The organism is Leptospira koniambonensis (genome assembly GCF_004769555.1).
Lineage (GTDB): Bacteria > Spirochaetota > Leptospiria > Leptospirales > Leptospiraceae > Leptospira_B > Leptospira_B koniambonensis.
The window spans coordinates 94,756-116,271 of sequence record NZ_RQFY01000007.1 but is presented as its reverse complement, the minus strand read 5'-3'; the positions used below and the strand labels follow the sequence as shown (position 1 = coordinate 116,271).

The following is a 21,516-nucleotide window of genomic DNA, read 5'->3' as shown; positions in this document are numbered from 1 at the left end:
CCTCAGAAATCGAAATACAGGAAGTTTTGGCCTCCTGCTCCGAAGAACAGAATGATAAATAAATTCGCAGTAACGAATACCCCGAACTTTTTTTTGTTTTCCACGATTGTTTCTATCGGGTTTCGGGAGAAATAATAAGAAAGTATAAAACAGATCATGAGCAATATTCCGTAATCGTAATTTACGAATGTTTTAACGGAATAGATCCCGCCAGGGACTGCGAATACAAGTGATTTCATCATTGCCCAGGCGGCCTTCATTGTTTTTGCGCGGAAAAGAATAAATCCGAAGGAAAGGCAGAACATAGTGAAGATCCGAGCTCCAATATCGTAGCTTAAACCTCCTCTTTCATTTAGCCAGATAGCAATTTTGGTCTTGGAATATTCTCTATGAATTCCAAGCATGATCCCTTGCCAGAGTCCCCATCCAATGAAGTGATAAGCAGCTCCATGCCAGATACCTGCGAATAACCAGGTGATAAAAAGGTTTCTATATCCTTTCAAAACTCCAACTCTGGATCCACCTAATGGAATATAGATATAATCTCTGATCCAAGTGGAGAAGGAAATATGCCAACGAGACCAGTGGTCTGCGATATTTCGAGCAACCATCGGGAAGTTGAAGTTTGGATCGAATTTGTATCCAAAAAGTCTTGCTGTTCCGATCGCAATATCAGTATAACCTGCAAAGTCAAAATAGATCTGCCAACCGAAAGCCATTGCTCCCACCCAGATCTCAGCAGGGTTTAGAATTTTATAATTAGTGAATGTAAAGTCTACTACCTTTGCGAGGTTGTCTGCAAATACGATCTTTCTAGTAAATCCCATTAAGATCTGTGCAAAAGCGATTTGTATATCTTCTGCAGTGACTTTGGGAGTATCATCTAAATCCCTAAAAAAAGTGTGGGCACGAACGATTGGTCCAGCTACCAATTGAGGGAAGAAGGAAACGTACAACGCAAAGTCTAAGAATGATTTTCGAGCTTCCAGGTTCCTACGGAATACATCTATGGAATAACTCATGGACTGGAATGTATAAAACGAAATTCCAACAGGAAGAATGATCTTTAGATGTTCTATCTTAATCGGTTCGCCTGTGGAGATCTGATTGAATAGATCCGCAAAAACCTCTAGTAGGAAGTTAGTGTATTTAAAATATGCTAAGATCCCAAGATTTGTGATCAAGGAAGCGACTAAACAAAGCCTTCTGAATTTTTCAGAGACTCCTTCTTTACTCATCAATCTTCCTGCAACGTAGTCCACGATCATGGAAACGATCAGAATGATGATGTATAAGTTGATATTAAAATTACAAAAGGATAGATCGATCCAATTCTCGTACCAAGTAGAGGTCCTGATATCGTCGCAAACTATCGATGCAGGATGCCAAGCGTTATAGAAGTAGAGACTGGCAAGAAGAAGGAAAACCCTTTGGTATGTACCTTTTAGGATTTTTGCTAGGATTAAAACGATCGGCAAAAATAATAGAAAATGGGCTGAATTGAACAGCATTCGTTCGTTTATCCTCGACTCCTGTGCAGTTTTTTGGACTAAGGGAAACCCACAAGCACTTATTTACTCGTTTCGATATACCGGTTCAGGAGTGATATCTTCATACTTATCTTCAATCCCTTCTATAAAACTAGCCCTAGATCTTTCTGATCTAGGAAGAGTAGAATAAGTGAAATTGACTAGAAAGAGTAAACAAGCATAAGAGAAAAAAATAATATGAGAGATAGATCTAATTCCAAATCTAAAGTTCTCAAATTCTAAAGAACGAAAGACTAAAGCAGCAAAGATCAAAAGTCCAATCACAGAAGAGACCCAGAACTCGAAAAAATAACCTTCCCACCAAGTATAAAACACAAAAGAAGGGATCAGCCAAAAGAATAAAAGTATAAGTTCTGTTTTATAGGACTTCCAGAGACGCATCCAATTTAAGAATGCTAAAAATAATATCCCTACCCAAAACCCTAGATTTAAATTATAAGGGAAACTTTTGAGAGATGTAAGATCGTTAGCATTGATCCTGAGCCCATTCTTCACACCTTCGAAATTTAAGAAAGCGTCTCCGATCCCTCTATAAAAATTCATGATATAATTTTTAGGTCCGGGAGCTGCTCCCCATTTTTCTTGAGAAGCATATAAGAATAGCCAGTTTGCAAAATTCCTTTCGCTTTCTACTGGGGCAGTTAAATTCCTCTCTAAAAGAATAAATCCAACATACAAATAAGAAAGTGTGAGAATTAGTATTACGGAAAATAAATATACAAATATGAGTTTTAGTTTATACAAAAATTCGAAACTTCTTCCTCTCCATTTATTTGCGAGAAAAACGGAGACTGGCACAAATGTTAGGAAGATTGTATCTGATTGGTGGTAGTAAACATTCCAAATTTGCAAAAATCCTGCAATGTATAGTTTTCCAGGAGACCAGCCATTCTTAGAATTCCAAACGCATAATAAAAATAATGCGGCAGTAAAACAGGAATGAATGAGAGGAGTATCATTATGTTGAGCGTAAAACCAAAATCCTTGGGAGCAATGAACTGCTAATCCCAAAAGAACAGCACCAATCATGTCCTTATACAATCTCCAATAGGAGAGCATGAGTATAAAAATAAAGAAGGATGCAACTGCCAAAACTCTAAGCCTGAGCCCGAACATTGCAGAGTCAGGTCCATGGAGCCAATACCAAAATTTTAAGTACAATAATCCTGTACTTTCAAAACCAATATGATGAGGGTTGAAGAATACTTTCCAGTATTTGTTCGTAATTATATTATGAGTGTATACGATTGAATCCCAGTCGTAATGTCTGGATAAAAATCTAAGATCAAATAAAAATAATATTCCAGTAAAACAGACCAGAAATAAAAAGCCTGCCCAGATAGAAGGAGAACGAAATATATTCTCTGCTTTTTTAAGGAACTCCAGGCTTTCTAGAGAACGTTTGAACATTAAACTGATCTAAATACGGAAGATAAAAAATCCTGATTACTTTTAGAGAAGAAATAAGGAGATTCTGCGAGTATTGAATTTTCAGTTTCTGAAAGATGGATCCTAAAAGATAATTTTTCAAAACCTAAAAGAGAACGGAACCATCCTGATTTATGATGGATCTGTAAACCAGTTTGGTCTGGATTCCAACGAATAGTTTCTTTTCCTAATAATCCCCATTTGGTAACTGCGAGTCTATTTTCTTCGGTAACAAAAGTTTGGAAAAGGTTCTTTCTTAAAAATCTGATCAGATCTAAAAAGAATGCAAATGCGATATAAGAGATCACAAATAGGGCAGTGTAATCGTATAATCTTTTGTCAGTTAATAGAGAAAGTTTTAATACCTTAGTGATTTGTAGTAGTTCTACAAATTTGAAAATCCAAGTGGAAACTAAGGTTCTTAAAGGGAATAAATAAACTAAAAATACTCCATAGACCAAGATCGCAAAGAAAGGAGGTATATAATTGATCCTTAATTTACTTTTTTTGATCTTGGAGGACCTAACTTCCGGTTCGGAGTTCTCCCAATTCCACCATACGGATTTAGATATATCGGATTTATTCATACTTTGAGGGCCTAGGAGTTTTTCTTTCTTGATTTCCAAAGTTCTACGAGAGAGTTTTCGATCTGTTTTGCGGTAGAATCCCAAGACCAATCGTTTCTGCTCGGCTTTCTGCCATAGATCCCTTTTTTACCAGTCAGGGAAAGTGCGTTTTTCCAAGCTTCTAAATCCTTAGGAGATACAAAAGAATCTGTAAACTCATCTAAGGCTTCATGAAACACCGGAATATCAGAAGCGATACAAGGTTTGTTTTCTCTGATTGCCTCTAGTAAGGGTAGACCAAAACCTTCATGCAAAGAAGGGAAAATAAAATAAGAACAATTTTTATATAACCAACCTAATTTAGAATCATCCGGATTTTCTATAAAGTAAACTCCGTCCTTCTCCAAACCACCTTCTTTTAAAAGAGAGGTTAGACCTTCTGATTTCCAACCAAGTCTTCCTGCTAAAACTAGAGGGTAGGGGAAATTAGGTTCTTCTTTCTTTAAGGAAAGATAAGCTTCTACAAGAGTGCCTAAATTTTTTCTAGGTTCTAATGTACCTACAGAGAATAAGAAATTTTTAGGTAGAGTTTTTTCGGGTGCAGATACTGATCCAAAACCTTGGACTCCTGGATAAACTACTTCTAATTTTGGTTCTAAGTCAGGTAAAAAATTTAAAATATCGTTCTTTGTATTTTGAGAAAGACATAGAACCTTATCTGCTTTTTTTAAAGTGATCGGTGACATGATCTTATGCTGCCAATAATTAGCAGTGGTCATTGTCTCTGGCGCAGATTTAAAATTTAGATCATGATAATTTACTATGGTAGGAACTTTCAGACCGAATGCGGGAAGTAACTGTAAGGTCCCCCAGAATAGATCTATCCTATGCTTTTTTATCAAGGAAGGTATAGTAAAGTTTAACCATAAAATCCCAGGAAGTTTGCTTGGAATGAAAGTAGGAGTGATCCCAATCAAATGATTGAACACCGGATGAATTGGTTTATTTGAATAAAGATAATATTCTAAAGGAGAATCTGGGCGCAAAAGTCTTTCTAGAACTTCTGCGAGATATCTGGAGTTTCCAGTGATCCCGTAGGACAATGGCCTCGCATCTACTGCGACCCTTGGTTTGTATTTTAAATTTTCCTTTTTTAGCATAAGATTCTAACAACTAGCTAGTTCTATCCGAATAGAATATGCATACATATTGTATTAAAGAAGTATATAATAAGAAGGAGAACATCAAGATTGCTTCTTCTGCCATATTTCCTATAAAACTTCTGTTTAAGAGTAATACTAATATGGACACAGAGATAAAGATCGTAGCAGATCTGTATTCTATCAATTTTGATTTCCATTTTTCCCAAATAAGAAGTGGTTGTCCTTGTTCCGGCCAAAGTTTGGAAAGAGCAAATGCAGTTGGGAATAATAAGAAAACGAATGCATGTATCCAGGAGATCCCACTGAAAATAATGGAAAAGAAAAATAGCCCAGATAGAACAAATCCTTCCGAGGCTCCTTTAAACACTCTATACAAATAAGGGCCTGCAATTCCTAAACTTAAAATTCCGGAGATGATCTTTACTTGATTTACCGTTAACGTAGTAAACGGCATTCCAAATCTTCCCTGATTTAACAAATCAGAATATGCTAAAAAATACTTAGCTAGGGTAGAATTCAAACTTTGGTTATTTTTCCAAGCGCGCAAAGCAGGAGACTTAAGATACTTATCTAAAATTAAATCGTACCAGGTTTGGTTCATCTTCCATGTGAATTCTGGATTGTACAATGCTGGTAGCGCGATCCAGCCTAAAACAAAGATAATCGTATAAACGATCACCATCGGTCTTTTTTTGTATAAGAAATAAAATAAGAAAGCAGCAGGAGTGATCTTGATCACGATTGCAAGAGCTAAGACGAGTCCAGACAACCAATCCTTTTGGACTGAAACTGAAACCAAGATCATAAATAAGAGTAAGAATCCGACTTGGTTATTGTTTTGGTGGTTTTCAACAAACCGTAAGGATAAAAGTAAAACTGCAGATAAGAATAAAAAGGATTTCTCTCTTCCTAAAAGTTTCCCAATCAAGAAAAGGCTTAAGATCAATGCAGCAAAATTGATTGTGAAAAATATCCCTGAGGCCACTTCAAACGGAAGGCTGGAAATTGGGATGAGTAAGAATGCAAAAGTTGGCGGATAAATATAAGAGCCTAAATTTTCCATTTTTGCTTTGATCCTAAAGAACACTTCCGGATCAAATATTTGTTCCATTTTGAATTTGCCGCTTTCGAGTTCTTGGATGACTTCTGACAGTTCGTCCAGGCTATATAGATCTTTGCCTTGTTTGAAATTACGAGAAGCTTCGTAATAATCCGAAAAATCGGAAGATTGGCTGGTTCGGCTGAACCCGTTTGCGTAAAGGAAAACTAAGAGTAAAGAAAATGCTAAAACAGGGCCGGATTTTTTGAGGTCGATCCGCATTCAGGTACTCTTTTCTGTCCGCCCGAAAAAGCCAAGAAATTAAAAATCGGTTCCCGAATTCTTCGGATCGGATTCATTGGAAGAATGGAATTCCAAGATCTATCCGATTTTGATTTCGAACTTCCCGAAGACCAGATCGCAAAATTTCCTGCGGCTAAAAGAGATAAGAGTAGGCTGCTTGTTTTAGGAAGGACCCAAAATTTTTTAAAAGAAGAAACAGAGTTTTCCAAAATATTAAACTATCTCCAAGAAGGAGATGTACTGGTAGCAAATGCAACCAGAGTTTCCAAACGAAGAGTGTTCCTAACTACTAAAACAGGAAGAAGACATGAGGCAATGTTCCTTTCTGAAATAGAACCTGGGCTTTGGAAAACACTTACTCGAAATTCTAAAAAGTTGAAGATCGGAGATAGCATCTCAGACGAAACAACTGGGAAATTCCTTTTTTCAGTCGTACGAAAAGAAGAAGAATTTACTATCTTTCAGTCTGGAATACCTCTCGATGAAAATTCATTTGAGACAATAGGCCGCACTCCAATTCCTCCTTACTTCAAAAGAGAAAGTACATCTGAAGACGATGTACGCTACCAAACTGTGTATTCTAAAAATTTGGGTTCAGTTGCAGCTCCCACAGCAGGATTACATTTTACTCCAGAATTATTAGAAGAGTTGAAAAAACGAAACATAGAATTTCTAAACCTAGAACTGAAAGTTGGTTACGGTACATTCCAGTCCTTGAACGAAGATCATTTTACGAATAAAAAATTACATGAAGAAGAATTTGATCTTCCTCTTGAAACCAAAAACGTTTTGGATTCTGCTAAGAAAAATGGTAAAAGGATAATTTCTGTAGGCACTACTACGTTAAGAGCCTTGGAATCAGCTTATGATCCAAACACTAAAACTTTCAGATCAGGAGAAGGAAAAACAAGACTGTTTTTACAGCCGGAAGATTCTATCCTAAGTTGCGAAGGTCTGATCACTAATTTTCACCTTCCTCAAAGTAGCTTACTTTTGTTAGTAAGTGCCTTTTCTGAAAAAGAAAAAATACTGAAGGCATATAAATTTGCTATAGAACAAAATTTTCGTTTCTTTTCCTACGGAGATTCTATGCTGATTTTGGATCCTGAAAAAATCTGATCCCAACTTATTTAATTGAGGAATTCTAAGCCGAAAAGGAAAATGGGAAAGGTGTTAAGAAAGGTTCTTCCTGGGCAAACTGAAATTAGATTTAAAGCGGCAAAGCCGGCTAAATTAAACGGACTGCCTGACTTTTTAGTATTTCATAAGGAAGAGGTGAGAACATTCCGCCAAGCCCTTGGCAACCCAGGACTCTTCCGACATATCCTAATCACCGGTCCAGAGATAGAAGCAAACCTTTTGCAATTCGGACAATACCTAGAAGAGATTGTAAAAGACCAACCTGTAATCGCAGAACCAAATCCTACATTATTATCCTTAGCAGGATTTCCTGTTGAGAACAAGTATAGGCCAGGAAAAATTTCAGAAGCAAACGGCGGACTTTTACTTCTTCCAATCAAACCATTTGTAGAAGATCCGGATCTTTATTATTTTCTGAAAGGTGTGCTCTTAACTGGTAAGATAGATTTTCTTTCTCTTCCAGAAGGTTCCGATTCAACCAATATCAATCGATTTCATCCAAGTATAGATTCTAGATTTAGACTTATCTTAGTGGGAGAAGAAACTGAAGTAGATTCTATCTCTCAGATAGACGCTGACTTTTACGGAAGTTTTGATTTTAAAATTCACATGCCTTACGAGATCAGTTTGGAAAAATCCTGGCTTCCTGTTTTTTCTGGACTCGTTAAATCTTGGGAGAAGCCGGGTTATCCTCCTTTGGACCAAGCAGCTCTGGATTCACTTCTAGAACTTGCACTTAGATGGAACGATAGCCAGACTAGACTTTCTTTACATCTTTCAGAGCTTCGTTCTTTTGTAAGGGAAGTATTAGCATTTAATAATAAAGGTAAGAAGGCAGTGGGAAGGGCAGAGATAGAAGCGGGTCCTTCTCTCATCCAAAAAAGAACTGCCATCCATAAAAGAAAATATATAGAAAATATCAAAGAAGGTCTTATCTCAGTCCCGCTCAAAGGAAAGAAGACAGGGCGGATCAATGGACTTTCCGTAATTTTGCTGCAGTCTTCTTTACTCGACTTTGGACAAGTGAATCAAGTATCTGCCAGGGTTTCCTTGGGCTCCGGAAACCTGATCAATATAGAAAGAGAAGTAAATCTTTCCGGAAGCCTTCACGATAAGGGAGTTTTTATCCTGCAGTCCTATATCAAAGGAATGTTTTCTCATACCCAATCTTTTGGTTTGGATGCTTCTATTCTATTTGAACAAAATAGTTCTCCAATCGATGGGGACTCAGCAAGTTGTGCAGAACTTCTGGCACTTCTTTCTGCGCTTTCCGGCTTGGAGATACCTTGTAATATTGCAGTAACTGGCGCTCTTTCTCAGTACGGAGATATTCTTCCTGTAGGTTCAGTGAACACTAAGATCCAGGCCTGGTTTGATGTGATCCGACTCACGGGCTCTACTCGAGAGAAATACAAAATTTATATTCCTAAAGATAATATGAGGGATCTGAATCTTCCCCGCGAGATCCGAGAAAGTATGAGAAAGGGAAATTTCCAGATATTCTCCTGCTCTCATGTAGAAGATCTAATTCCAGATATTTTCGGTGTTCCAGCTGGTCGGATCTCCAAATCAGGAAAATACCCGAACGGCTCGCTTTTTAGGATCATAGAAGAGCGAATAGACCGCAAACGAGACGGGGAAGAGAATTAAGTCCTCTGTGATCTTTGCGGTCTCCGTGCGAAAACTAGATGCAAAAGGACGTTTCGCACAGAGTTCACGGGGCACACAGAGTTTCGGCTTTATTGTCCTAAAAACCTATCTAAGTCCGATTTTTTCTCAGAAATCCTCTAATCAGTCTCCCCCGAAATGGCCGATACTTTATATACAGTCATGGAACGTCGGGCAAATATCAATATTGAGTCCTCTCTTCTGGTAACCTTGGTTGCGAGTATGGGATTCTTAGTCAGTTTGGGAATTGCCCCAGTCAGGACCGGGGGCTTTTTAAGTGACGAACCGGTTTTGAGAGAACTCATCCCCGACCAATTTACTTGGGAACCAAGCTCGGAACAAATCCGAGATCTGCCAGAGAGAATAGGAGAAACCGGACCCAGCCTGGTTTAATTTCTTGCTCCGCTTCCCGGTCTGAAAATCCTATCAAGAAAGACCGGGAGTGTTCGATGTTCGGCAAAAGTTTAGATAATCTAAAACAAATGAACCAGATGCGGGTTCGTATGAAAAAATTGGAGAAGGAACTGGAGGCTTTAACCTTCGAGGGAAAATCCAAGAACGAATTGGTCGTCTGCATTACTGACGGTAAACAAACCGTACAAGAGATCCGTATCGAAGATTCTTTGCTTGCTAAGAATGATAAAAAACTACTTCAAAAAAGTATAAAGCAAGCCGTGAACCAATCTATGGAAGCTGCCCAAAAAGTAGCGGAAGAAAGAATGGGAGAATTTAAATCCCTTCTTTCAGGAATGCCTTAATTATAGGCCTTTATATTCGTTAAAAATTTTCTGTTTCGTCCGATTCCGAGAGAGTTTAAAAAACTCATGAGGACAGATCGGACGAGAGTCAGAAGACTCTGGAAGAACAATCGCTTCTTCTCCGCCTTCGTCGTCACTCTCAGTAATTCCTAAAGATACCGAAATATCTCCTGATCTTTTCATTTCTGTATTGATCTGTAGAGAATATAAAGCTCCATCTATATTCTTTTTTAATAATACTAATCTAGTTGTTGAGTTTGAATTAGAACGATCTGCTTTTACGAATTGGATCTGGCCAGGGTTTAATGTTCCTAACGGAGTGATTTCTGGTATTCTGAGTGGATCGTATAATTTTCTGAGAACATCTCCATCTGTTCCTGCTGCGGGGAATGGGAAAGATTGGATTGTTTTAGTGATATCTTGTAAAAATCCAGAAGCTCCATTTGTATCTGTTCCTGCTTGTGCAAACTCTGGAGAAACATCTCCTAAAGACTGCCATAAGAATGCAGGATAAATTTTCATAAAGATAGCAGACCCATCTGTTCCAAGTGCATTTTTTACTTCTTGAGAAGATGTTAGATAATTATCAGCACTTGTTTTGAATAGATGGAATAATCCAGTTGCATCTGAGGCTCTATAACCTTTAGGGCCTTGGACTCCAGTTCTAAAGAATGAATTTCTGGAATCTGTATCACTTCCTGAGATCATATATAAGTATTTCATAAAGGAGTAGGCGAATGCGTAATCAACTAGAGAGTTAAATTTGGAACTTCCAAATATACTATTTCCATTTGCTCCTCTGGAGCATGCGTTGGAATTCCTACCTCTATAACAATTGATCCTGTTAATCTGAGGAGAATAACCCGCGATATCTGCAGCTACTTCGCTAGTCCCTTCATTGATCCAGGCCTCGTCTCTTCCTCCACCTTGGCTCATGATCCGAGCCTCATACTGGAATCGGATCAAATGTTGGTATTCATGGGCGAGAGTGGCTAAGAATGTATCTGGTTTTCCTTGGGCAAGGTCAGAATTTCGAACTGTAACCAGTTCTACTCCATCCATATACACTATATTTGCATAATTAGAACGGACCGCATAACTGGAATTGTCTGGAAAATAATCCACAGGATCGAAAAATCCTGCCACAAAAGAAGAACCTGTTTTGCTTCCATCATGAATATCTGAAACGATGACTGCAACTTTTCCGTCTCCGTCCAGATCATCTGAGAAACCGAATGCTTCGCCTAGTCTTGGATAAATTTTTGAATCAAACTCTTGAGCGATATATTGATAATCTAAAGCGGATTCCAAACTGCTAGTCGTGTAGATGTTTACGTGAGATCCGGATGCTACCTTGACAGTTTGCACGCAGTTAGAATTGTTTTTTACAAGATTGCGGATCCAGAATGTATTATTGCCACCACAAGAACTAGATACTCTGGCTAATGAAAGTAGATCGTCTATACTAGGCTCTGTTTTGTCTTGAGTGCCTAGTGCATCATGGCTGACCACGCAGTCAGAAAGTAGGAATATCAAAGAAACCGAAAGTACAAACGTATATAAAGATCTGCCTATTGGCATACAAAGGGACTTCCAAAAACCGTCTCCGGTCGAAACCTTCATGATCTTTCCTACCGAAAAAGGAAACTAGCTTTACGCCTTGATCCTTTTTGTTAAGGTCAATAATTATTCAGGGTCGAATGGGAGCAAGGATCATTGGCTAAAACGGTTCCGAAGATTTGGAAATTTTTTTCCAAAAAATTTCAATATATCGTAATTTTTTCGTTAGGATATAATTGCGGATTTCGTCCTTCTCCCTTACAAAAAGATCCGATCCCAGGTCCACAGATCCCCGCATTTGATTCCATTCCGGATAGCGGAGAATATTTTTCCGAGATCAAAAAAATCCCAACCGGGTTTTATATCCGACAGGTTTATCTAAATCATTCCAACAAAAAAGAAATGTTGATCAGTCAACTAACAGTGACTGAATCCAAAAACTGGGAAGAAACAAGGTTTGAAGGAAAACTAAATTTAGATGAGTCCGGAAAATTTTTTAGATTTCGTCCCCGACTTTGTAGGATGTTCACAAGTAAAAATCCTGGAGATCGTTGGACTTTAACTAGAGCATACGAATGCGATCATTTCGAATTTCTAATATGGAAATCAGGCCCGGAAGATATTCGTTTAACTCCTGGCCCAGAAGGAGAAGAAGAGGGGGTCCTTCTAAAAAAATCTAAATCTTCTAATATTTCTCAAATTTCTGCGATTATATTAAAATCAGATCCAACTATCACAAGTATTTGGGGGATCCGTCTTTCCAGGGTCAGAAAAGGTGCCAAGGCTATATTAGAAAAACAAGATGGAAGAAAAACTGAATTGAATTCTCTTAAAACTGTTGAAACCACGGGAGAGATTAAAACTGAAAAATCCAATCATGCTCAGCCTGGAGATATGATCTTATACACAAATCCTGGAGAAGCAAGGCCTCTCGCCTTATAGTATTAATCCAGTCCATTCTCTGAATTTAAGATCCTGCGCAAACCAGGCATGATCTTTACATAAGGAAGGATCTTTCTAAAATCAGAAATTTCTTTTGCTGAAACATCTGAACCGTCCAGTTGTAAATGGATCAGGTTCGTAAGACCATATAGGGGGCTTAAATCCTTTATTTGGGTCCCTCCCAGGTATAATTCCATTAGTTTTGTACAATTTTCCAGAGGTCTTAGGTCCGTGATCTTAGTATTCTTAAGTTGTAAATGCCTAACGCTGCAGCTAGGTCCCAAAAAACCTAGGTCGGAAATTTTTGAATCAGTCAGTTCAATTCTAGTCAACCTATTCCAATGCAGATAATTTTTCAGATCTTGATCAGCTATTTCAGTTTGGTTTAGAATCAGGCTGTCCAATTTTGCAAAACGATTTAATGGAGAAAGGTCCTTAACTAAAGATCCAGATAGATGAATATATCTGAGTTTAGGAAGATCGGGCAAACCTTCTAATGATTTTAGGTCTTTAGAATTTAGTTCTAGGGCCTCTAATCTAGAGAATGGAGAAAGGTCAGTCCAAGTTGGATTGTTTCTAAATCCCAACCAACGGATTTCTTTAGGATATTTACCTAAGATCTCACCTTCAGAATTTCTTACTGAAATAAGATGATCCGATTGAGAACAGGCGAATAAAAAATAGAGGACTAAAAATATTTTCCTCATTAGATCGAATCTATTTGGATTCAATAAAGAAGAAAACCAAAAATTAGAATTTAGAATTTCGAAAATACAATTTGGTTCGCATGTAGGAACTCCTACAAGCGCTTTAAAAGCGGATTTATCGGGTTGACATATGCTTCCTTCTTGGAGCAAGATAAGATTCGAAGCCGATCCGAATGGAAGAAGATAAAAAATCCGCCTCTCGAAACACCAAACAAAAGGGCGAGATCCTGAGAGTCATCCGTGACGCAAAAGGTCCTCTTTCGGTAAAGGAAATCCACGACATCTCCAAAAAATCCATACAGAATATTGGGATCGCTACCGTGTATCGTTCTGTGAACCATTTGTTGGATGCAGGTTCGATCCATGAGATCCAATTGCCCGGAGAATCATCTCGTTTCGAGATAAGTCATCTAGACCATCATCATCATTTCCATTGTAAAGTCTGCGATCGTGTTTTTGACGTGGAGATCTGTCCTTTCCCTATGGAAAATTTGCCTAAGGGATTTACATTAGATTCTCATGAAATTATTTTATATGGCATTTGTTCCGAATGTAATACCTCCTCCAAATGAATCAAAAAAAACTAAAATTTAAAATACTCTATTTAAGCATTCTATTTCTCGCATTATTCTCCATTATAGATCGGGTCGTGCTGGAGAATTTACTTTTTGGATTTCCGAACGAACTAGAATGGGATACTTCTCCTTGGTTCAACTTCTTGGAAAAAAGAAGAAGGATTGAATTTAAGGAAAACGAAAAAGGCGCATTGATTGTAGGAAGTAGTGTAGCTCTTTATTCTTCTCTTCCCGAAAGAATGAATGAAAAACTTAAAGACAAATCTATTCGCACAGAATTTTATTCTCACCCTGCTTTGACACCTTCTGATTTTTATTTTTATAAGGAAGATATAGTTTCTAAAAAGCCTAAACTTGTATTTTTCGTTTTAAATCCTGCGGATCTTCAACTGGATTTTCTGATCACAGAAAAAGAAAACGAGGCAAGACTTGCTCAATACAAACAAAACCTGTTATTCCAAGAAAAGTCTATCATAGACTTTCAAAATTTAGAATATTCAGAAAAAGCTTTGGATGATGTTTCCGCAAAAACAAGGCACCAAAATAGGATGATCTATCCTGCCCAATATTTAAGGGAGAAGTATCGGGATATTCTGAAAACAGGCAAATCTGCAGTTTTATCTCTTCTCTCCAGATCTCTATTCTTAGTGATCAGATATCGCAGCTTTTTATATGATCCAATGGATGCTTGGATAGAAAACCATCTTAGAAGTGGGAGATCCTACCATTATTATACAGGGATCATCCCGGAAGAAGGTATTTATCTAAGAGGGTGGGCCAAACCTGAATTCTCAATCGACTGCGAATTGAAGAATGGAGTTTTCGAAGAGAGTGTATTTTTCCAAGAGAAGAATACTACTTTAAGAATTTGGGGAGAAGGTAAACCGATCCTATTCGATAAAACTTTCCCTAAATCAGGTTGGCATACGATCAAATTTAATGTTCCAGAAAAATCAGATAAAACCAAACTTAGAATTGCTTCTGATAAAAAAATCTCTTCTTTACAAGTGGATGCAAGGATTTTCGGAACAGAAGAAATTTATGGCATCAGACTTTCTCAAAACTTCTGCAGAAATGAGATCCGAAAACATATCTCTTATATTCGAATTCCAGGTTTAGATGATTCTAGACTTTCCAAAATGGATGACTCTACTTATTCCAAAGATTATATAGAAAGGATTTATGGATATAAGGGAGAAAGTTCCAAAATGTCTAGACTTGTCACTCTTAGAATGGCAAAGATCAAACTCGCATCTTTTCCAAAATTTTTTACATGGTCTGAATTGGAATATCTGAAAAAAGGAATAGAGTATTTAGAATCTCAAGGTATCCAAGTGGTTCTTGTAAATTCTCCTGAAAATCCAATCGAAAGAGAAGTGTACGGGTCCAGCCCTTGGTATAAAGGATATATTTCTTATTTAGAAAACTTAGGGAAAACTAAGTATAAATTCAAAAATGTAATTTCTGATTTTGAGGATAAAAGATCTTTTCTAGATCCTCACCATTTGACCTACCAGGCTTCCGAAAAATCCTCAGATCTGTATGCAGATTGGATCTCAGAAACATTAACGGAAAAGTAAAATGTCCGGATTCTTATCTAAATTTTTACCAAATGAAAAATTGAAATCACAGTGGCTTACCGCTTTAGGAAATCCTAAACTAGTTACTGTAGTTTTTGTCATTCTGTATTCCTTTTCGTCTTTTTGTGTTTGGAAGAAATACTCTTGGAGCCCTAGTTCTCAGGTAAATTTTGGAAAAGAATTCGCGGACCAAAACAAAGAGCAAACTCCTCCAGGTGCGATTGTATTCTTAGGAGAAGAGGGGAACCTGGGTGCAGGTTATGACGGGCAGATCTTTTATTATTATTCTAGAATGTTGTCCGGTTTTAGTTTAGATTGGCCAAACGGTTTTGAGACTAGTTTTAGAGCACCTAGGATAGGATATCCACTTTTAGTTTCTCCATTTGGCTGGTTCGGGATGAATGCAACCATCATCGGGATGTACATTCTAAATTTAGGGATCTTCTATCTTTCGTATCTTGCGATCCGAGACTTATTGCCTGATCCTAAAAAATATTTAAGTTCGTTCTATCTATTTTCTCCATTTGCTTTGGGAAGTTATATCTTACTAGTTTCAGACACAGTGATGATGGGACTAAGCGTTCTGGCATATTGGTCCTTTGCCCGAAATAGATTTATCACCTTTTCCTTGTTAGCCGGTCTTGCAATTCTCACAAAAGAGCAGGCGATCTTTTTGTTTTTCCCTTTGGGCCTAATTACATTACTAGAAAAAGATTTCAAAAAAAGTATCTGGGTAGCTTCTTCTTTAATCCTGCCTGGAGCCTGGAGTTTATATTTAAGAACCCAATTCCCGGAATGGACCCCTGGAAGTTTAGGTCATTTCTTTGATCCATTCGGAGGGCTTTTAGGATATTTTGGGGAACTCCAACAAGTTATAGTTTCAGGAGATCGAAATCTTATTCTTCTGATCAAAAAATTCTCCAGATTCCCTTTGGTACTTCTTCTTTTATCTGGAACCTACCTTTTATTCAGAGGTGATTGGAAGAAGGGTCTGGCGTTTAGGTTAGGCTTTGGAATTCTTTTATTGACCGCGTATGCTGGAGGTTATGTTCTCTATTGGGCTACGTATGAGAACGTTTCTAGAATGTTTACATTCAGCCTCCCTATATTAATTTTTTGGGAAAATGAAGATGATAGCCTTCCGAGCGGAACTTATTGGGTTTTAACAGGCATTATTCTAGTTTCGTTTTTAATAAAATTGGCATTCGTTTCCAAAACTTTACGTCACTTGGTCTGGTGATCTGACTACTCGTCGTAACCCTGTTTTTTTGCAAACAAGTCATCAAAAATTTTCTTAGACTTGATTCTTCTTATAAAAGAATTAGAATGGCCGAATTGTAGGTCCGCTGTTCAGAAATCCGCACGTGTCATTGTAATCAGATCGGTGAAATCCGAGCTTTGCTTCTCTTAGAAACCCTGCTATCCGCGATTTTACGATCATTCAAATCAATCCCGCTGTTCTTAAAGAGTGTTTAGTCTTACGGAAGGCGAATTGGTCTTCGTTTGCGAGTCGGAAGCTGCCTAAATTTTTTGTTCGAGGAAAGCATGCAGAATCGCAAACTCTTTGTAGGAAATCTTAATTACTCCGTTCGCCAGCAGGAAATCAGTGACCTGTTCTCCAACTACGGAGAAGTAGCTTACGCAAAAGTAATTGAAGGTAAAGGATTCGGATTCGTGGAAATGGCTAGCGAGGAGCAAGCTGAAAACGCGAAGAACAGTCTAAACGGGACTGAGTTCAAAGGTAGAACTTTGAATATCGATATCGCAAAACCTCAGACTTTCAACAAACCAAGAAGACATTAAGATCTTTCTCGGGGAAGGGAACTTCCCCGAGTTTCTCTAATATTCCCTTTCTCCATATTCTAAAAGTGAAGAATATGGATCTCCTTCCAAACCTAAAAGTTCAGCAAACGCCGCCTCCGTATTTTTCCCTTCTTTCTTTTTCTCCAAAACAGACAGCCTAAAAGTTTCCCCTTTATCTTTCAGGACCTTCTCTTCTATGATCATATGTAGATACGCGATTTGTTTTTTAGGGAGAAGGTTTTGTGCCACGATCTCCACCTTTTCAGATCCTAAACGGAATCTACAAATGATAGAAGGCACATTACCCAAAACTTTTTCGGAAAGATGATAATTAGGATAAGAAGAAAATGATCCTAAAACTTTTAATAAAGAAGGTCTTAACTCGCAAATAATATCAATGTCAGATTGGGGAAGGTCCACTCCGATTGGAATGGAACCTACGAATTCAGGAGAGAATTCGGAAAGGATTTCGAGAACTTTATGATCTTTTAGAAGTGAAGAACAATCCGAAAATCGGTTTGTCATTCAGGCAAAGTAGGCGATTAAACGCCTACTTCTTCCTCTTCGTCCTCGTTTTCTTCTTCTACGTTTAGAAGCTCTAAGAGTTCTTTATAGGCTCTGTCTTTTTCTAAAACACCAGTTTTCTTAATCGCCTTTTTAAGAACATCGTCCCATTTTTTCTGGGGAAGGATCACTTGCATCTCTTCCAAAACTTCCAGAATATTGATATCGTCTTTTGTATTAAAGATCTCAGTAGCGTCGTAACGGAATAACCCGGAAAGTTGATCGATAAAATCGCCGACTCCGTTCCCGCCTCCGCGTTTATCTAGGGCTTCTTCCTTTTTTTGCGCTTTGCGGAGATCTCTTTCTCGTCTCTCCAATTCGGTCCGTTTCATAAGAACCCTCTCTTATCGGCTATACCTGCCATATTTTCGAAACCAGCTCACGGGCAAAGAAAAAACCCTAAAGAACTCTGGTAGAAAAACTCATTAAAGCTGCCGATCTGGCGGAAGTTTAGGTTTGATTTGCAAAAAGTCCCAATCTAAATCGGGAGAATTCTGTATAATCGTTCCAAACTTTCATTCCTATAGAATTAGACCGGGACTAAAGGAGAATTCTTTCCGCAAAGGCCTAGTTTTGGGCCTTTTTTCGTACGAACGTTTATAAAAAAAGAAGAAGTGTGGCCCTTTTAGCGAGAACCCATGGAGGATTTAGGAATCCTATATTCTTTTTGGATCCTTTGGTTAGCGGCACTTAGGCTTTCTTTATCCAAAACGACATCTGTTCCATCATCTAATAAAATCGTAATGTACCTGGACTTGGATGATTTTATTTCGTTAGAAATATCTTGGATGGATTGAACAGGCTTGCCATTTACTTCATCTACTAATCTTCCGGAAACCTCATGATATCCTTGGTTGGATTCGTCCGGAATGACCTGGGAAAGTAATACAAATTTACCTTCTTTTTTGTCGCCTGTGCTGAACTTATGATAATCGAATGTATATAGAAGTTTGCGATCTACTTTAGATCTCCAATCTTTTCCCCATTCCAATAAATAACCTTCCGAAAGTTCTACAAATAAGAACCCGCCATCAAAATAATATTCTGATTTTGATCCTAGGTTTCTATGAGGAATGCGGATAGAAGAATAAGGAAATGTTTTTAAAGTAAGTTGGACTTCTTCTTCTTTACCGGATCGGATAATTTTGACTGGGATTTGTTTTCCGATTTGGTAACCGAATTCGTCACCTAAATGAGCTATATAAGAAAGAACCTGTTTACCATACTTTGGATGATGGAAATATCCTTTTGAGTCTATCTTTTTGCCGCCGAACTCAAGAACCACATCACCTATTTTTAATATTCCATCTGCAGAACTATCAGGTATGATCTCTGCTACTAAAATCCCTTGGTCTTTTGTTTTGAGAGAATAAAAATCCTTGGTAGCCTTGTCCATGATCGGTCTATAACGGAAACCTTTAAAAGGAATTTCAGTCTTACCAAAATCTCCCAGGAATTTGCTGATTAAAAAAGAAGGAATTGCTCTGCCAGAATTTTTATCTCCGGAGAAGTCGAAAAGTATTCCGCTTACTTTTCCTTTTTCTAATAGAACTTCTCCGTTTCCATTTAATGTTTCAGTGGAGTTTACATCCAATACAGGAAGTTCTACCATTCCTTGAGGATATTGATCCAAGTCCATGCTGATGAGGGCACCAGAAGCGGATTGTATAGAACCAGAATTGTCTAATTGGTAGATAGAAACTTGTCTAGGATAATTTATCTCTTTTTGGAATTCAAAAGGAGTTAGATCTTTGAAGAAGTTCTCTTCTTCTATTTTTAAAAGTGCGAGGTCGGATTCTGAATCTTGTCTTGCAACAGTCGCCTTTGTCTCCGCATAAGAAGAATGTTTTTTAACTTCAATCAATGTGGAGTGGGTGAGTAGATGTGCTGGTAATAGGATCTTTTCTCCTGGGACTACAATCCCAACGCCTCTTCTTACCTTTGGATTTTTCTTTTTCCAAGGATTGAAATAATCTGGCTCTTGGTAAGAGATCTTTACCTGGACTATGCTCTTTTTGTATTCTTCTTCTGCTTTTGCCTGGGACAAAATCCCATTTGAAACAGGAGTAGATTTATTCGCGGACTGTTTTGGCTTTTTAGCGGAAAGCCCAGAGCTGAAAACACAAATGCTTATAATGATTAGAAGGATCTTGGATTTCACGTATTACTCCAAACCGTAGGTGCTTCTGATCTGGGAATCTGCTTTTTGGGCTTCCTCTCTATCCAAGATCAATGGAAGATCTATATTCAAAAATTTTAATTTTAAGAATTTGGACTTGGATTCTGAAATCATCTTTTTCAGATCTGCGAGACTATTGATCGCTTCTCCATTAACAGATTCCAGAACTAGATTTAGAAAATAATCGGAGGAAGAATTTACAGGGTGGGCCAATTTTCTGTACAAAACCACATCCGCTTTTTTAGTTCTGCCGATCCCATCTTCTATAAAATAATCGTATCTGTATAAGAACTGGCTGCCGCCGGAAGTGTTGCCACTTCTAGACCAAGCGCCCAGAAGATCTCTGGTCATCTCTTGGAATAATAATCCACCAATCATAGAATAATCAAAAGGTGCATCGTACCTGTTTCTCATAAAATCGAAATCAGGCATCCTTTTGGCTTTGAATTCTACATCAATGAGTTTGCCATTTCGGAATACTTTGAATCGGATCGGCTCGCCTGAATATTTATCATCTACAGTTTCTGTAAAATCAACTCTGGCGTCTTTATCTAAGGTGATTGTTCCATTTCTTCCGATTGTAAGACCATCTATCTCTGTTAGATAATCTCCTTCTTTCAGATATCCATCTGCGGAGCCGTTAGGAAGAATTCTGGTTACAAATACACCTTCTAAACCTTCAGGGATACCTTTTGCTTTTCTGAGAGAAGTATTAAAAGAATTGAATGTTCCTATACCAAGTTCCACATAACCGTCATATATTCCGTCTTCTATATCTTTTAGAAAATGGCGGATCACTTTTGTAGGGATGAGATAACCAATATTCTCCCCTTTGGTTGCGACTTGGAAAGCGACTCCTACTACCTTATTATTTTGAATAGCAGGCCCACCTGAGTTCCCTGGATTGATTGCAGCATCTACTTGTAATACTAAGTGACTATCTACGGAAGAATGCTCGTATTTGGATTGTTCCTTTCTGGAAACGATCCCTCTGGTTACGGAGACTTTATTTCCTCCGATTGGATATCCCACAACGATGAGGGAAGAATTTAGTTCAGGAATTTCCCCCAAGCTAAGTTCAGTGGAATCTTTATAAAATTCTGGATCTTCTGCTTCTAAAACTGCTAAATCGCAATCGTGCGCTACATGTAGGATTTTTACCCTGTACCACTCTGTCTGATTATATCTCTGTACTTGAACGTATTTTGCATTTGAGATAACATGAGCATTTGTTAATATTCTTTTATTCCCGATCAAGAAACCAGTGCCTGAACTTGCACGAACACCATCAGTGGCCCAGGGAGTAAAAGTGCTGAATGCTTGAGAATATACTTTGATCTGTACGACTGCTTTTCGCACATGATCGAAATCACTTTTTTCTTCAGAGAAAAGAGGGAAATGAAGAGAGAATACTAGTACGATCAGACCAGATTTCAGGATCCGCATGAGATTTTTAATGTCCTTCGAATTCACAAATAGAGAATACGTTTACACCTAAATCTTTGCTTAATTTTGTAGCTCCGCCCAGATCAGGAAGATCAATGATGACTCCTACTTCTGGAACTTCTGCGCCAAGCTTTTGTAATAACTGAACTGCAGCGATCATTGTTCCGCCCGTTGCGATCAAGTCGTCCATAAGTAGTATCCTATCTCCAGGTACAACTGAGTCCTTATGGATCTCGATCACATCTTTTCCGTATTCTAAATCGTATTCTTGGGAAACTGTTTCGGAAGGAAGTTTTCCTTTTTTACGGATCGGAATGAATCCGACTCCTAGTTGGAATGCGAGAGGTGCACCAATGATAAAACCTCTGGCTTCAATTCCGGCTACTTTAGTGATTCCTTTACCTGTGTACCGGTCTACGAAAGTACCTATGGTAAGAGCTAAACCTTCCGGATCTAATAATAGGGAAGTGATGTCTCTGAATAGGATTCCTTTGCGGGGATAATCCGGGATCGTGCGAATTTTGCTTTTAACTATGGACATGGGC

The 21,516-nt window shown here is 38.1% G+C and carries 21 protein-coding genes; 9 read left to right on the top strand and 12 right to left on the bottom strand.

The window, feature by feature from the left end:
• Positions 1-2: 2 nt before the first annotated feature.
• The 5 genes from EHQ52_RS15920 to EHQ52_RS15900 form a co-directional block, all read right to left on the bottom strand.
• Entirely contained in the window at positions 3-1,511 is a 1,509-nt protein-coding gene (locus EHQ52_RS15920; protein ID WP_135616171.1) for an MBOAT family O-acyltransferase, read from the bottom strand.
• Positions 1,512-1,574: 63 nt separating this feature from the next.
• Positions 1,575-2,960 carry a hypothetical protein gene (locus EHQ52_RS15915; protein ID WP_135616170.1) on the bottom strand — a complete coding sequence of 462 codons (1,386 nt, stop codon included), beginning with the start codon at positions 2,958-2,960 and terminating at the stop codon, positions 1,575-1,577.
• Positions 2,960-3,565, bottom strand: coding sequence for an LIC20162 family protein (locus EHQ52_RS15910; RefSeq protein ID WP_135616169.1), 606 nt, complete (start codon positions 3,563-3,565; stop codon positions 2,960-2,962). Before EHQ52_RS15910 ends, EHQ52_RS15915 begins: the two co-directional genes overlap by 1 nt.
• An 11-nt stretch (positions 3,566-3,576) precedes the next feature.
• The gene (locus EHQ52_RS15905; protein WP_135616168.1) at positions 3,577-4,704 is read right to left on the bottom strand and encodes a glycosyltransferase family 4 protein; all 1,128 of its coding nucleotides are present in this window, start codon (positions 4,702-4,704) and stop codon (positions 3,577-3,579) included.
• A 13-nt stretch (positions 4,705-4,717) separates the two neighbouring features.
• Positions 4,718-6,028, bottom strand: a complete 1,311-nt coding sequence (locus EHQ52_RS15900) for a glycosyltransferase family 87 protein (RefSeq protein WP_135616167.1) — start codon at positions 6,026-6,028, stop codon at positions 4,718-4,720.
• 84 nt (positions 6,029-6,112) lie between these two features.
• On the opposite strand from EHQ52_RS15900, the gene queA reads away from it, so the two are divergent.
• The 4 genes from queA (at position 6,113) to EHQ52_RS15880 (ending at position 9,615) form a co-directional block, all read left to right on the top strand.
• Positions 6,113-7,168: a tRNA preQ1(34) S-adenosylmethionine ribosyltransferase-isomerase QueA gene (gene queA, locus EHQ52_RS15895; protein WP_135616166.1), complete on the top strand. Its 1,056-nt coding sequence runs from the start codon at positions 6,113-6,115 to the stop codon at positions 7,166-7,168.
• Between the two features lie 51 nt (positions 7,169-7,219).
• Positions 7,220-8,839, top strand: coding sequence for an AAA family ATPase (locus EHQ52_RS15890; protein WP_135616393.1), 1,620 nt, complete (start codon positions 7,220-7,222; stop codon positions 8,837-8,839).
• A gap of 180 nt (positions 8,840-9,019) precedes the next feature.
• Positions 9,020-9,250 carry a hypothetical protein gene (locus EHQ52_RS15885; protein ID WP_135616165.1) on the top strand — a complete coding sequence of 77 codons (231 nt, stop codon included), beginning with the start codon at positions 9,020-9,022 and terminating at the stop codon, positions 9,248-9,250.
• A gap of 56 nt (positions 9,251-9,306) precedes the next feature.
• Entirely contained in the window at positions 9,307-9,615 is a 309-nt protein-coding gene (locus EHQ52_RS15880) for a YbaB/EbfC family nucleoid-associated protein (protein ID WP_100723727.1), read from the top strand.
• Here the strand turns inward: EHQ52_RS15880 and EHQ52_RS15875 are convergent, their stop codons facing one another.
• On the bottom strand, positions 9,616-11,238 hold the full coding sequence (locus EHQ52_RS15875; RefSeq protein WP_135616164.1) for a peptidase M30: 1,623 nt from the start codon (positions 11,236-11,238) through the stop codon (positions 9,616-9,618).
• A gap of 93 nt (positions 11,239-11,331) precedes the next feature.
• Between EHQ52_RS15875 and EHQ52_RS15870 the strand changes: the two genes are divergently transcribed.
• Complete coding sequence (locus EHQ52_RS15870) at positions 11,332-12,117, top strand: hypothetical protein (RefSeq protein ID WP_135616163.1); 786 nt, start codon at positions 11,332-11,334, stop codon at positions 12,115-12,117.
• A gap of 2 nt (positions 12,118-12,119) precedes the next feature.
• Here the strand turns inward: EHQ52_RS15870 and EHQ52_RS15865 are convergent, their stop codons facing one another.
• Positions 12,120-12,824 (bottom strand): leucine-rich repeat domain-containing protein, encoded by a 705-nt coding sequence (locus EHQ52_RS15865; protein ID WP_135616162.1) that lies wholly within the window; start codon positions 12,822-12,824, stop codon positions 12,120-12,122.
• Between the two features lie 173 nt (positions 12,825-12,997).
• Between EHQ52_RS15865 and EHQ52_RS15860 the strand changes: the two genes are divergently transcribed.
• The 4 genes from EHQ52_RS15860 (at position 12,998) to EHQ52_RS15845 (ending at position 16,782) form a co-directional block, all read left to right on the top strand.
• Positions 12,998-13,396, top strand: coding sequence for a Fur family transcriptional regulator (locus EHQ52_RS15860; protein WP_135616161.1), 399 nt, complete (start codon positions 12,998-13,000; stop codon positions 13,394-13,396).
• The gene (locus tag EHQ52_RS15855) at positions 13,393-14,979 is read left to right on the top strand and encodes a hypothetical protein (RefSeq protein ID WP_135616160.1); all 1,587 of its coding nucleotides are present in this window, start codon (positions 13,393-13,395) and stop codon (positions 14,977-14,979) included. The genes EHQ52_RS15860 and EHQ52_RS15855 overlap by 4 nt, the downstream gene beginning before the upstream one ends.
• Before the next feature lies 1 nt (position 14,980).
• Entirely contained in the window at positions 14,981-16,219 is a 1,239-nt protein-coding gene (locus tag EHQ52_RS15850; RefSeq protein WP_135616159.1) for an AZOBR_p60025 family cell surface glycopolymer formation protein, read from the top strand.
• A gap of 305 nt (positions 16,220-16,524) precedes the next feature.
• Positions 16,525-16,782, top strand: a complete 258-nt coding sequence (locus EHQ52_RS15845) for an RNA recognition motif domain-containing protein (protein WP_008589002.1) — start codon at positions 16,525-16,527, stop codon at positions 16,780-16,782.
• A 36-nt stretch (positions 16,783-16,818) separates the two neighbouring features.
• On the opposite strand, the gene EHQ52_RS15840 is transcribed toward EHQ52_RS15845, so the two are convergent.
• From EHQ52_RS15840 to EHQ52_RS15820, 5 genes are all read right to left on the bottom strand, one after another.
• Positions 16,819-17,307, bottom strand: coding sequence for a DUF4269 domain-containing protein (locus EHQ52_RS15840; RefSeq protein WP_135616158.1), 489 nt, complete (start codon positions 17,305-17,307; stop codon positions 16,819-16,821).
• A gap of 17 nt (positions 17,308-17,324) precedes the next feature.
• Positions 17,325-17,678: an LB_289 family protein gene (locus tag EHQ52_RS15835; protein WP_135616157.1), complete on the bottom strand. Its 354-nt coding sequence runs from the start codon at positions 17,676-17,678 to the stop codon at positions 17,325-17,327.
• Positions 17,679-17,971: 293 nt separating this feature from the next.
• On the bottom strand, positions 17,972-19,507 hold the full coding sequence (locus EHQ52_RS15830; RefSeq protein WP_135616156.1) for a S1C family serine protease: 1,536 nt from the start codon (positions 19,505-19,507) through the stop codon (positions 17,972-17,974).
• A 3-nt stretch (positions 19,508-19,510) separates the two neighbouring features.
• Positions 19,511-20,971 (bottom strand): S1C family serine protease, encoded by a 1,461-nt coding sequence (locus tag EHQ52_RS15825; RefSeq protein WP_135616155.1) that lies wholly within the window; start codon positions 20,969-20,971, stop codon positions 19,511-19,513.
• A gap of 7 nt (positions 20,972-20,978) precedes the next feature.
• Positions 20,979-21,512 carry an adenine phosphoribosyltransferase gene (locus EHQ52_RS15820; protein WP_100710892.1) on the bottom strand — a complete coding sequence of 178 codons (534 nt, stop codon included), beginning with the start codon at positions 21,510-21,512 and terminating at the stop codon, positions 20,979-20,981.
• Positions 21,513-21,516 lie beyond the last annotated feature (4 nt).

Bases quoted from the DNA above. Each gene is read 5' to 3' on its own strand.
- EHQ52_RS15920 (WP_135616171.1), bottom strand. From the start codon at position 1,511: ATGCTGTTCAATTCAGCCCATTTTCTATTATTTTTGCCGATCGTTTTA.
- EHQ52_RS15915 (WP_135616170.1), bottom strand. From the start codon at position 2,960: ATGTTCAAACGTTCTCTAGAAAGCCTGGAGTTCCTTAAAAAAGCAGAG.
- EHQ52_RS15910 (WP_135616169.1), bottom strand. From the start codon at position 3,565: ATGAATAAATCCGATATATCTAAATCCGTATGGTGGAATTGGGAGAAC.
- EHQ52_RS15905 (WP_135616168.1), bottom strand. From the start codon at position 4,704: ATGCTAAAAAAGGAAAATTTAAAATACAAACCAAGGGTCGCAGTAGAT.
- EHQ52_RS15900 (WP_135616167.1), bottom strand. From the start codon at position 6,028: ATGCGGATCGACCTCAAAAAATCCGGCCCTGTTTTAGCATTTTCTTTA.
- queA (WP_135616166.1), top strand. From the start codon at position 6,113: ATGGAATTCCAAGATCTATCCGATTTTGATTTCGAACTTCCCGAAGAC.
- EHQ52_RS15885 (WP_135616165.1), top strand. From the start codon at position 9,020: ATGGAACGTCGGGCAAATATCAATATTGAGTCCTCTCTTCTGGTAACC.
- EHQ52_RS15880 (WP_100723727.1), top strand. From the start codon at position 9,307: ATGTTCGGCAAAAGTTTAGATAATCTAAAACAAATGAACCAGATGCGG.
- EHQ52_RS15875 (WP_135616164.1), bottom strand. From the start codon at position 11,238: ATGAAGGTTTCGACCGGAGACGGTTTTTGGAAGTCCCTTTGTATGCCA.
- EHQ52_RS15865 (WP_135616162.1), bottom strand. From the start codon at position 12,824: ATGAGGAAAATATTTTTAGTCCTCTATTTTTTATTCGCCTGTTCTCAA.
- EHQ52_RS15860 (WP_135616161.1), top strand. From the start codon at position 12,998: ATGGAAGAAGATAAAAAATCCGCCTCTCGAAACACCAAACAAAAGGGC.
- EHQ52_RS15855 (WP_135616160.1), top strand. From the start codon at position 13,393: ATGAATCAAAAAAAACTAAAATTTAAAATACTCTATTTAAGCATTCTA.
- EHQ52_RS15850 (WP_135616159.1), top strand. From the start codon at position 14,981: ATGTCCGGATTCTTATCTAAATTTTTACCAAATGAAAAATTGAAATCA.
- EHQ52_RS15845 (WP_008589002.1), top strand. From the start codon at position 16,525: ATGCAGAATCGCAAACTCTTTGTAGGAAATCTTAATTACTCCGTTCGC.
- EHQ52_RS15840 (WP_135616158.1), bottom strand. From the start codon at position 17,307: ATGACAAACCGATTTTCGGATTGTTCTTCACTTCTAAAAGATCATAAA.
- EHQ52_RS15835 (WP_135616157.1), bottom strand. From the start codon at position 17,678: ATGAAACGGACCGAATTGGAGAGACGAGAAAGAGATCTCCGCAAAGCG.
- EHQ52_RS15825 (WP_135616155.1), bottom strand. From the start codon at position 20,971: ATGCGGATCCTGAAATCTGGTCTGATCGTACTAGTATTCTCTCTTCAT.
- EHQ52_RS15820 (WP_100710892.1), bottom strand. From the start codon at position 21,512: ATGTCCATAGTTAAAAGCAAAATTCGCACGATCCCGGATTATCCCCGC.